This is a genomic window from Pseudomonas sichuanensis (assembly GCF_003231305.1).
Classification (GTDB): Bacteria; Pseudomonadota; Gammaproteobacteria; order Pseudomonadales; family Pseudomonadaceae; genus Aquipseudomonas; species Aquipseudomonas sichuanensis.
Map to the genome: position 1 here is coordinate 197,005 of NZ_QKVM01000002.1, position 11,150 is coordinate 208,154.

Sequence of the window (11,150 nt, forward strand, 5' to 3'; positions counted from 1 at the left end):
CAAGGACCACCATGAACCACCGCACCGCCCTCGGCGCCCTGCACATCGGCGCGCTGTTTTTCGGCCTGACCGGCGTGTTCGGCAAACTGGCCGCCAGTGCCAGCCCGTCGATCATCGTCTTCGGCCGCGCCGCCTTCGCCGTACTCGCCCTGGGCCTGTTCGCCAGCCTGGCGCGTCAGGCCTGGCAGCCTCTGGGCGGGCGCGACCTGCGCCGCCTGCTGTTGGGCGGCGTATTGCTGGCGGGGCACTGGGTGAGCTTCTTCGTCGCGGTCAAGGTCGCGGGCGTGGCCATTGCCACCTTGGGCTTTGCCAGCTTCCCGGCCTTCACGGTCATCCTTGAAGGCCTGTTGTTCCGTGAGCGTATCCGTCGCAACGAGGCCGTGCTGGTGGTGCTGGTGAGCATCGGCCTGGTGCTGGTCACCCCTGCTTTCGACCTGGCCAGCGAGGCCACCGGCGGGCTGCTCTGGGCGCTGCTTTCAGGGCTGCTGTTCTCGCTGCTGTCACTGACCAACCGCGCAGGTTCCGGGCGCCTGCCGGCGGTGCAGGCGGCGCTGTGGCAGAACCTGGTGGTCAGCCTGTGCCTGCTGCCCTTCGCCGCTCCGGGGCTGACCAGCGTAGCGCCCATGGACTGGCTGTGGATCGCCCTGCTGGGGGTGTTCTGCACCGGCGTCGCCCACAGCCTGTTCGTCGCCAGCCTGGCCGTGATCAAGGCCCGTACCGCGGCGGTGGTGTTCGGCATGGAGCCGGTCTACGGCATCGCGGTGGCCTGGGTGGTGTTCGCCGAAACCCCCACCCTGCGCATGCTCGCCGGCGGCGCGCTGATCATCTTCGCCATCGTGCTGTCCAGCCGCATGGCCGCCGAGCAGCCGGTGAAACCGCGCGCCGTGGTGGAAAGCGCCTGATCAGCGATCGTTGTGGCCCAGGTCGCGCTCGGGGTCGATCAGGTCGCGCAGCCGCTGCTTGAGCACCTTGGCTTCGGGGAAACCGCCATCAGCCTTGCGCTCCCACAGTTGCACGCCGTCGCACGTGATGCGGAACACGCCACCGGTACCTGGCGCCAACGCCACCTGGCCAAGCTCGTCGGCGAAGGTGCTGAGCAGCTCCTGGGCCAGCCAGGCGGCACGCAGCAGCCATTGGCACTGGGTGCAGTAGGTAATGACGATCTGCGGTTTGCTGTCGGCCATGTCGGGCATCTCCAGAGGAAGGGCCGCTTATACTAGCGGTCTTTACCGCTGCTTTTGAGACTCACGATGCGCCGCCTGCTGTTATGCCTTTTGCTGACGCTCACCTCCCTCACCCTGTTCGCCGCCGAACCTGCCAGGCCGAAGGTCGGCCTGGTGCTGTCGGGCGGCGCCGCCCGCGGCCTGGCGCACATCGGGGTGCTCAAGGCCCTGGAGGAACAAGGCGTGCGCATCGACGCCATCGCCGGCACCAGCATGGGCGCGGTGGTCGGCGGGCTGTATGCCTCGGGCTACAGCGTCGAGGAGCTGGAAAAACTGGCGACCACCCTGGACTGGCAGCAGGCGCTGTCCGATGCCCCGCCGCGCGAGGACATCCCGTTCCGCCGCAAGCAGGATGACCGCGACTTCCTGGTCAAGCAGAAGCTGAGCTTCCGCGACGATGGCAGCCTGGGCCTGCCGCTGGGGGTGATCCAGGGCCAGAACCTCTCGCTGCTGCTGGAGAGCAAGCTGGCACACACTGCCGACATCCGCGACTTCGACAAGCTGCCGATTCCCTTCCGCGCCGTGGCCACCGACATCACCACGGGTGAAAAAGTGGTGTTCCGCCGCGGCCACCTGCCCCAGGTGGTCCGCGCCAGCATGTCGATCCCGGCGGTGTTCGCCCCGGTGGAGCTGGATGGCCGGCTGCTGGTGGACGGCGGCATGACCGACAACATCCCGCTGGATGTGGTGCGCGAGATGGGCGTCGACATCGCCATCGTGGTCGACATCGGCACCCCGCTGCGCAACCGCAAGCAGCTGGCCACGGTGGTCGACGTGCTCAACCAGTCGATCACCCTGATGACCCGGCGCAACTCCGAGGAACAATTGGCCAGCCTGGCCCGCGACGACATCCTGGTGCAGCCGCCGCTGGCCAGCTTCGGCGTCACCGACTTCGGCCGCGCCCAAGACATGATCGACGCCGGCTACCGCGCCACTCGCGCCCTCGACCCGCGTCTGGCAGCGCTGCGCCAGGCCGACGGTGATGCCGGCCTGGCGGTGGCCCGCTCACCCGGCCAGCGCACCCCGGTGATCACCGCGATCAAGGTGGAAAACGACTCCAAGGTCAGCGACGACGTGATTCGTTACTACATCCGCCAGCCGATCGGCGAGCCGCTGCAACTCGATCGCCTGCAGACCGACATGGGCACCCTGTACGGCCTGGATTATTTCGACCAGGTGCAATACCGCGTGGTGCACAAGGGTGACGCCAACACCCTGGTGATCAAGGCCCGCGGCCGGCGCGGCGGCACCGACTACCTGCGCCTGGGCCTGAACCTGTCCGATGACCTGCGCGGCGACAGCGCCTTCAACCTGGGCGCCAGCTACCGGGTCAATGGCATCAACCGCCTGGGCGCCGAATGGCTCACCCGCGCCCAGATCGGCGACCAGCAGGAGCTGTACAGCGAGTTCTACCAGCCGCTGGACGTTGGCTCGCGCTACTTCATCGCCCCTTATCTGGACCTCGGCTCACAGAACGTCGAGGCCACGCTGGACAACGACCCGGTGGCCGAATACCGCCTGGAGCGCTACGGCTTTGGCCTGAACGTCGGGCGGCAGATCAGCACCTACGGCGAAGTGCGCCTGGGCGTGGGCAAGGCCTGGGGCCAGGCCGAGGTGCGCATCGGCGACCAGAGCCTGCCCAAGGTCAGCTTCAACGAGGGCTTCTACGAGCTCAAGTACTCATACGATACCTTCGACAATGTCTACTTCCCCCACAGCGGCGAGGAAATCGGCCTGACCGCGCGCAAATACGACCAATCGCTGGATTCGGACCAGAATTACCGGCAGTGGTTGTTCAACCTGGACAAGGCCTTCAGCAGCGGGCCGAACACCCTGGTGCTGGGTGGGCGCTACGGGCGCACGCTGGATGAAGCCGAAGTGGTGACATCAAGCTTCGTGTTCGGCGGCGCCCGGCAGCTGTCGGGCTTTCGCCAGGACTCGATCTCCGGGCAGAACATGAGCCTGCTGCGCATGGTCTATTACCGCCGCCTGACACCACGCGCCTACCTGCCACTGGACTTCCCGCTGTACATCGGCGGCTCGCTGGAGCGGGGCCGGGCATGGAACAACGACAATGAGTTCGACAGTGGCTACATCAATGCCGCGAGCATCTTCCTCGGGCTGGAGACGCCGCTGGGCCCGCTTAACCTGAGCTATGGGGCCAACGATGCGAATGAGCAGGCGGTGTACCTGAATCTGGGGCACACCTTCTAGAAAGCATCGCGGGGCAAGCCCGCTCCCACGCAGTGTCCACTTTGTGGGAGCGGGCTTGCCCCGCGATTTGGCTGAGACTCAGGACTTCTCGAGATTGCCGAGGATCTTGGCGTGTACCCGCATGCACACTTCCAGATCGGCTTCATCCACCCCGCTGAACAGCTCCACGCGCAAAGCATTGGCGATGGTCTCGATCTGCTCGATCAGCGGTTTGGCCGGTGGGCACAGCACAATCTTCTTCGCCCGACGATCCTCCACTACCGCCTGACGCCGCACCAGGCCCTGGCTTTCCAGGCTGTCGAGCAAGCGGGCCAGGGTCGGGCCTTCAACCCCGACGCTCTGGGCCAGCTCACGCTGGGTTGGCGCATCGTCAAAACGCGCCAGGTGCAACAGCACCAACCAGCGCGCCTGGGAAAGATTGAGCCCGGCGAGGCGGCGGTCCAGTTCGGCACGCCAGCCCCGGGACATCTGGGCCAGCTGCATGCCGAAGCGGTGTTGGTTGTCGGTCAGGGGCATAAGCAACTCAATGAATAGAACTAATTATTAGTCAGCTAACCATGCCCCAGCCCATGAGGCAAGGTTCAGCGCTTGGGAAACATCCGATAATCCTGTAATCGCCTGACAAAGGTCAGCAAATGGCACAAATGCCAGCGATCACAGTTCGAACTCCGATGCCAGCGCCGCCCGTACGCAATACAACACGCCTTCGGGGACGCGCGAGCCGAACAGCGGCGCGACAGCCGAGACCGGCGGCAGCTCGCCCTCGCCATCGAGGAAGGCATCCTGCACCTCCATCATCAGCTCTTCGGGCAGGTCGAGCGCCTGCTCCAGGCTCAGCTCCTGGCGGCCAATGGCTTCTGCCAACAGGCTGTAGACGTTCTTCTCGCTGCAGTTGAGCTGGCCGGCGATCTGCGCCGGGGTCATACCGGCACGGGCCAGGCTGACCAGTTCGTGGCGCAGGTCGAGTACCACTTTCGGCGCCTCCTCGGTGCCGCCGGCGCCATTGAGCACTTCGAGGAAGGCCTGGCCGTAGCGCTCCAGCTTGCGTGCGCCGACGCCGCTGACCTGGGCCATGTCGCTGAGGCTGGTGGGCATGCTGCGCAGCATTTCCAACAGCGTCGAATCGGGGAAGATGACGTACGGCGGTACGCTGTGCTCTTCGGCCAGTTTGCGCCGCAGGGTGCGCAGCGCCTCCCACAGCTCACGCTCCTCGGCCCGTACCAGCTGGCTGGCCGGGCTGCCACCGCTGCTGCCGGACGACTTGGCCGCGGTCTGCGGCTTGAGGTCACGGCGCAGTTGCAGGTTGACTTCGCCACGCAGCAGCGGGCGGCAGCTGTCGGACAGGCGCAAGCCGCCATAGCCTTCGAGGTCGATGTCCACCAGGCCGCGTGCCACCAGCTGGCGGAACAGCGAGCGCCATTCGGCCTCGGCCAGCGCCTTGCCGACGCCGTAGACCGAGAGTTTCTCGTGGCCGAAGTTGCGCACCTTTTCGTTGTCCTTGCCCAGCAGCACGTCGACCAGGTGGCCGACGCCGTAACGCTGGCCGGTGCGGAACACCGCCGACAGCGCCTGCCGGGCAGGCTCGGTGGCGTCCCAGGTCTGGATCTGGTCTACGCAGTTGTCGCAGTGGCCACAGGGCTGCTCCAGCACTTCATCGAAGTAGGCCAGCAGCGACTGACGGCGGCAGCGCGTCTCTTCGCACAGTGCCAGCATGGCGTCGAGCTTGTGCTGCTCGATGCGCTTGTGGCGCTCGTCGCCTTCGGAGTTCTGCAGCATCTGCTTGAGCATCACCATGTCCTGCAGGCCGTAGGCCATCCAGGCGTCCGACGGCAGGCCATCACGGCCGGCACGGCCGGTTTCCTGGTAGTAGGCCTCGAGCGACTTGGGCAGGTCGAGGTGGGCGACGAAGCGCACGTTGGGCTTGTCGATGCCCATGCCGAAGGCGATGGTGGCTACCATGATCAGCCCTTCCTCGTTGAGGAAGCGGTGCTGGTTGGCGGCGCGGGTTTCGGCTGCCAGCCCTGCGTGATAGGGCAATGCCGGGAAACCCTGCTCGCAGAGGAAGGCCGCGGTTTCGTCGACTTTCTTGCGTGACAGGCAGTAGACGATGCCGGCGTTGCCACGGCGCTCGGCGAGGAAGGCCATCAGCTGCTTGCGCGGCGCTTCCTTGGGCACGATGCGGTAGAAGATGTTCGGCCGGTCGAAGCTCGACAGGAAGCGCTCGGCGCCCTGCAAGTGCAGGCGCTGGACGATTTCCTCGCGGGTGCGCATGTCGGCGGTGGCGGTGAGGGCGATCCGCGGCACATGGGGGAACAGCTCGGCGAGCTGGCCCAGTTGCAGGTATTCGGGGCGGAAATCGTGGCCCCATTGCGATACGCAGTGGGCTTCATCGATGGCGAACAGCGAAATGTCGAGGTCGCGCAGAAAATCCAGCATGCGCGGCTGTACCAGGCGCTCGGGCGCCAGGTACAGCATCTTCACCTCGCCGCGGCGCAGGCGCCCGGCCAGTTCGCGCTGCTGCTCGGCACTGAGGGAGGAATTGAGCGCCGCGGCGGCCACCCCCAGTTCGTCAAGGGTGGCGACCTGGTCGGCCATCAACGCGATCAGTGGCGACACCACTACCGTCAAGCCCGGGCGCAACAGCCCCGGCACCTGGAAGCACAGCGACTTGCCGCCGCCGGTGGGCATCAGCACCAGGGCATCGCCGCCGTTGGCCACGCATTCGATGATCGCGGCCTGGCGCCCACGGAAACTGTCGTAACCGAAGACATCCTTGAGGACGCGCTGAGCCTGTTCGAGCATTTGCCACTCCAAAATCGCCGTACCATCCTGGACACAGGCTGGACGATAAATCCGCCAGGCACCGTACAAATGCGTAAGCGGTTTTTGCCGGATCGCCGCACAGGCCACCCAGCACGAAAAGTGGCGGAGTATACCCGACTGGCTCAGCCCACGGCAGGCTGCGGTGACAGACGTTCCCTTTGCCCCGTGAACGCCGCAAGGTGCTAGAATTCGTTATCGTTTATTCCCCAAGGTAGCCCTGTAATGTCCTTCGCCGAGCAACTGACCCGCCTGCAAGCCTTCCTCGATGCCGATGAGCTGCACGAAGAAGCGCTGGACTACGTCGCCGCACACGGCTACCTGACCGCGCTGTCGATCTGCTCGGAAGAGGTTCCCGAGCGCGAGTGGATCGACGCGCTGTTCGCTGAAGAGCCCCACTACACCAGCGATGCCCAGCGCACCGAGATCGAAGCGACGCTGGTAGCCCTCAAGGGCCACATCGCTCGCCAGTTGGCCAGCGAAGAAGAATTCGACCTGCCCTGCGACCTCGACCTGACCGACGAGCCGGACGACTCGGACCTGCGCGGCTGGTGCATCGGTTTCATGGAGGGCGTGTTCCTGCGTGAAGAGGCCTGGTTCGACAGCTCCGAGGATGAAGTCAGCGAAATGCTCCTGCCGATCATGGTCGGTTCGGGCCTGTTCGACGAGCAGCCGGAGTTCGCCGACATCGCCAGCGATGCCAACCTGCAGGACGACATGATCGTGCAGATTCCCGAAGCGCTGAGCGCGCTGTTCCTGCTGCAGCACGCACCGGACGAAAAACCTGCCGTACTCAAACCACGCCGCCACTGATCGGCGTGGTGCGCTACCTGCTGCTGGCCGTCGGCTGGCTCAGCGTCGCGCTGGGGGTGCTGGGGATCTTCCTGCCAGTGCTGCCCACCACCCCTTTCCTGCTGCTCGCGGCGGCCTGCTTTGCCCGTAGCTCGCCGCGCTTTCACACGTGGTTGGTGACCCACCCGAAACTCGGGCCATGGATTCGCGATTACCTCAGCGGCGAGGGCATCCCGCTCAAAGGCAAGGTGTATGCGATCGGCCTGATGTGGGCGAGCATCGGCCTGTCGTGCTACCTGGTACCGCTGTTCTGGGCCCGGGCGTTCATGCTGACCAGCGCGGTGCTGGTCAGTGCCTGGATTCTCAAGCAGAAGACACTGCGCCGCCAAGGCTGACGCCTTCGCGGCGCAAGGCCACTTACACCGTATCCACCTTCAACGAATGGTCATTGAGCATGCCGTTGATGATGGTCGCGGTATCATGCCCGGCCGCGATCAGCCCACCGGCACCTGCCGTGACCCCGTAATGCTGGGCCAGGTCGACCCCGGCCAGCTCGATGGTCTGGGTCGGCGCCGCCCCCGCAACGCTGCTCACCTCGATGGTCGACACCACGTTGCTGCCCGTGCCGCTGACCTTGAAGTGCAGGTAGTCATCCAGCGAAGCGCTGGTGGCGTTCTCGCCCTGCAGCAACTGCGACAGATCGAGGCGATCGGAACCCGGGGTGAAATCGGTCACGGTGTCATGCCCGCTATCGCCCTTCTGCCAGACGAAGGTGTCGTTGCCACTGCCGCCGGTCAGGGTGTCATCACCCGGGCCGCCAATGAGCGTGTCGTTGCCGCCACCACCTTTGAGCACATCATTGCCAGCGCCACCGTTGAGCACGTTGTCACCGCCATTGCCGATCAAGGTGTCGTTGTAATCTGAGCCGATCAGGTTCTCGATGCTGGTCAGGGTATCCACGCCGGCGCCCCCGGTGTTCTGCGCACCGACGTTGCCCAGATCGACCACCACCCCGGCAGTGGCCTTGGCAAAACTGACCGTGTCGATGCCTTGCCCGCCGTCGAGCAAGTCATTGCCGGGCCCTGCGATCAGCAAGTCATTGCCGTCGCCGCCATGCAGGCTGTCATTGCCGGCCCCGGCCACCAGCACGTCATTGCCGGCCCCGCCGTTCAGCGTATTGTCACCAGCCCCGGCGAGCAGCACATCGTCCCCCCCCGTGCCCTCGAGGACATGACCTGCCTGATAAGTGATATCCACGTTGCCGGTCGCCGTGCCGCCATGGTTGTCGCTGACAGTGTAGGTGTCATGGACCACGGGATTACTGGCGTTGCTGTAGTCCACCAGCAGGCTCAGCTTGTAGTTCTCGGCGGCCTTGCTGCTACCCAGGGCGTTCTCGGTGTTGACCAGGTGAATGCTGTACACCCCGTCATGGCTGGCCGTGAAACTCTGGCCATCGGCAATCGGCTGGTAACTGCCAGTGGCGTCCTTCCACTCCATAGACAGGTTGCCGGCCGGTCGGTCGTGATCGAGGGTAAGGGTTTCACCCTTGCGCAGGGTGACGGTGAAGGTGTCCTCGTCGTTGGCGTTGCTGTTGCTGATCAGCCCGAGGTAGCCCGCCACCACCAGTGCCGCGGTCATGCTGCCCGACTGGCTGGTGAACTCGCTGCGTGCCAGGGCGCGGAACTGGTTCTCGGCACGGTCCTTGGTGCCGTCCATGTAGAGGGTCTGCGCCTGGACGCCCGGGGTGAAGCCTGCGCCTTTGTCGGCGAAGCCGGTGTTGAAGGTGATCGGCGCCGCGCTCAGCCGATCGTGGTCCGCATCGCTGTCGTTGGCCAGCAGCGCTTCGGCCGGCACGCTGACGCTGGCACCGCTGATATTGGTGATGATGTGGTCCGCACCGGCGATCGGTGCATGGTTGCCGTTGATGTTCACCGTCAGGGTGGCAGTGCTGGTATCACCGTCGTTGTCGCTGGCCGTGAAGGTGAATTTCTCCACCTGGCCGCCGTTGTCCTTGGGTGGTGTATAGGTGAATTCACCGTTGTCCATGTTCACCAGCAGGGTGCCGCCCAGGCTGGTCTTGATGGTGAGGCTGTTGCTGACGGTATCGAACGACGCCTTGTCCACCCCGCCACTGACCGTGTAACCGCCCTGCCCGCCGTTGGCTTTCGGGTCGAAGCCATAGGTGGTGCCGTCCACCATCAGGGCTTTGATGAAGCCACCGTCGGCACCGAAGTCGCCGCCACTCATCAGGCTGCCGGTGATCGGTGCGCCCTGCACCGTGCCCGAGAGCACTGCGCCGAGCTGGTTGAGGTCGGTAACCACCACCGACTGGGTATCGACATGGCTGCTGCCATCGTAGGCCAGCGGGTCGAGATTGCCCTCGTTGACGCCACTGCCCATACCGATGGCGTAAGCCTTGATGCCATTCTGGTCGAGGAACGTCTCCCAGGTGGCTTCCCGCGTGGCGGTCATGCCGTGGCCCGAGCTCGGCTCACCGTCGGAGAAGAAGTAACTGACATTCTGTGCACCGTCGAGCTTGCCGCTGGTGGCGAACGCCTGCTGGGCCTTGGTGGCTGCCGAGTCGTAGTAGGTCGCCCCGTCGGCGTGCAGCCCGGCGATCAGGTTCTTGGCCTCGCCGATCGACACCCACGTCTGCGCTTGCTGGGTGGCGCCGCTGGAGAAGGTGACAATCTGCACTTTGATGTCGCCCATCGCGTCGTACTTGTCCAACAGCGTGTTGATCGCTTGCTTGGCCAGGTCCAGCCGGCTCAGGCCATTCACGCCGGAGTCCCAGGCCATGCTGCCGGAGACATCGATCACCAGCAGGATATTGGAGTCCACCTGGCCAGGGGTGATGTTGCGCACTGCGCATTCGGCCTTGGGCACGTCGTCGACGATGTTGATGGCAATGGTGTTGGTGACACTGTTGCCATGTGCGTCGGTGGCCCTGTAAGTGAAGTGTTCCACCACCGTGTTGGCACCATCGTTGGCGCCGCCCGGGGTTTTCGGTGCGGAGGTCAGGGTGTAGGTGTAGGAACCGTCAGCCTTGAGCAGTAGCTGCCCGTACTGTCCTGTCGCATTGCCCTCCAGGCTGTAGGTCAAGGCGCCGGAACCGCCGGTGACCGACCCGACCAGGCTGCCGGACGCCGTCTCGCCGGTCGACCCTGGGTCGCTGCCCACGACGGTGCCGGCTGCCAGGTCATTGCCGTCCTTATGCAGGTCCAAAGCCTTTTCATACACAGTGACGTCGTTGTCCTCGGACGCCATCAGCTTGCTGTCCAGCACTTTGACCGAGATGGTCGTGGTGCTCTCGTCACCGTCGGCGTCACGGATGGTGTAGACGAAGGTGTCCGTCGCCCATGGTGGCAGGTCCTGGTTGGGGTTGGCGTGGTAAGTGGCATTGCCCTGGGCATCCAGGGTCAGGTAACCGTACAGCCCGTTGATAGGGTCGCCCACATGGCCGCTGGCCGAGGTGGAGGTGTCGTTGCCGGCGCGCACACCCACCACGTACTGGCCGTCACCGCGCACATCGGCGCCGATCACATCGTTGGCCAACACATTGCCGCTGATGCTGTCGCCCTCGCTGACATGGGCGAAGTCGCAATGGGCCTTGGGCACGTCGTCGACGATGCTGATCACGATGGTGCTGGTGGTCGTGTTGCCCACCGAGTCCTTCACCTGGTAGGTGAAGCTGTCGGTGATCACGTTCGGGCCATCGTTGACATGGTTCGGCGAGTTCGGCGCCGAGGTCAGGGTGTAGGTGTAACTGCCATCGGCGTTCAGCAGGATCTGGCCATATTGGCCAGCAGCATTGCCGACCAGGGTGAAGGTCAATGCACCCACGCCACCGGTGACCGCATCGGCCAGCGAACCCGACGCTGTTTCGGCGCTTGAGTGCGGGTCGCTCCCCACTACGTTGCCACCGGCCAGGTCGTTGCCATCCTTGGTCAGATCCAGGGCTTTCTCGTACACCGTCACTTCACTGTCGGTGCCGGCGACCAGCTTGCTGTCCAGCACCTTCACCGAGATGGTCGTGGTGCTTTCGTCACCATCGGCATCACGGATGGTGTAGACGAAGGTATCCGTCGCCCATGGCGGCAG

The 11,150-nt window shown here is 64.9% G+C and carries 8 protein-coding genes; 4 read left to right on the forward strand and 4 right to left on the reverse strand.

What is annotated here, in order from left to right; translation table 11 throughout:
- Positions 1-11: 11 nt before the first annotated feature.
- Positions 12-902, forward strand: a complete 891-nt coding sequence (locus tag DM373_RS01990; RefSeq protein WP_110991949.1) for a DMT family transporter — start codon at positions 12-14, stop codon at positions 900-902.
- Here DM373_RS01990 and DM373_RS01995 read toward each other — a convergent pair whose 3' ends face one another.
- The gene (locus DM373_RS01995) at positions 903-1,184 is read right to left on the reverse strand and encodes an Rdx family protein (RefSeq protein ID WP_110991950.1); all 282 of its coding nucleotides are present in this window, start codon (positions 1,182-1,184) and stop codon (positions 903-905) included. It lies immediately after the preceding gene.
- A 66-nt stretch (positions 1,185-1,250) separates the two neighbouring features.
- Here DM373_RS01995 and DM373_RS02000 point away from each other — a divergent pair, with 66 nt between their 5' ends.
- On the forward strand, positions 1,251-3,437 hold the full coding sequence (locus DM373_RS02000) for a patatin-like phospholipase family protein (protein ID WP_110991951.1): 2,187 nt from the start codon (positions 1,251-1,253) through the stop codon (positions 3,435-3,437).
- A gap of 78 nt (positions 3,438-3,515) precedes the next feature.
- Here DM373_RS02000 and DM373_RS02005 read toward each other — a convergent pair whose 3' ends face one another.
- Positions 3,516-3,953, reverse strand: coding sequence for a MarR family transcriptional regulator (locus tag DM373_RS02005; protein WP_110991952.1), 438 nt, complete (start codon positions 3,951-3,953; stop codon positions 3,516-3,518).
- A gap of 138 nt (positions 3,954-4,091) precedes the next feature.
- The gene (gene recQ, locus DM373_RS02010) at positions 4,092-6,239 is read right to left on the reverse strand and encodes a DNA helicase RecQ (protein WP_110991953.1); all 2,148 of its coding nucleotides are present in this window, start codon (positions 6,237-6,239) and stop codon (positions 4,092-4,094) included.
- 243 nt (positions 6,240-6,482) lie between these two features.
- Here recQ and DM373_RS02015 point away from each other — a divergent pair, with 243 nt between their 5' ends.
- Complete coding sequence (locus DM373_RS02015; RefSeq protein WP_110991954.1) at positions 6,483-7,070, forward strand: YecA/YgfB family protein; 588 nt, start codon at positions 6,483-6,485, stop codon at positions 7,068-7,070.
- A gap of 8 nt (positions 7,071-7,078) precedes the next feature.
- Positions 7,079-7,444, forward strand: coding sequence for a YbaN family protein (locus DM373_RS02020; protein ID WP_110991955.1), 366 nt, complete (start codon positions 7,079-7,081; stop codon positions 7,442-7,444).
- 22 nt (positions 7,445-7,466) lie between these two features.
- Here DM373_RS02020 and DM373_RS02025 read toward each other — a convergent pair.
- The coding region (locus DM373_RS02025) for an Ig-like domain-containing protein (RefSeq protein ID WP_157966804.1) at positions 7,467-11,150 on the reverse strand (3,684 nt) is incomplete at its 5' end.

Excerpts from the sequence above, each read along its gene's own strand:
- DM373_RS01990 (WP_110991949.1), top strand. The coding sequence starts at position 12 with ATGAACCACCGCACCGCCCTCGGCGCCCTGCACATCGGCGCGCTGTTT.
- DM373_RS01995 (WP_110991950.1), bottom strand. The coding sequence starts at position 1,184 with ATGGCCGACAGCAAACCGCAGATCGTCATTACCTACTGCACCCAGTGC.
- DM373_RS02000 (WP_110991951.1), top strand. The coding sequence starts at position 1,251 with ATGCGCCGCCTGCTGTTATGCCTTTTGCTGACGCTCACCTCCCTCACC.
- DM373_RS02005 (WP_110991952.1), bottom strand. The coding sequence starts at position 3,953 with ATGCCCCTGACCGACAACCAACACCGCTTCGGCATGCAGCTGGCCCAG.
- recQ (WP_110991953.1), bottom strand. The coding sequence starts at position 6,239 with ATGCTCGAACAGGCTCAGCGCGTCCTCAAGGATGTCTTCGGTTACGAC.
- DM373_RS02015 (WP_110991954.1), top strand. The coding sequence starts at position 6,483 with ATGTCCTTCGCCGAGCAACTGACCCGCCTGCAAGCCTTCCTCGATGCC.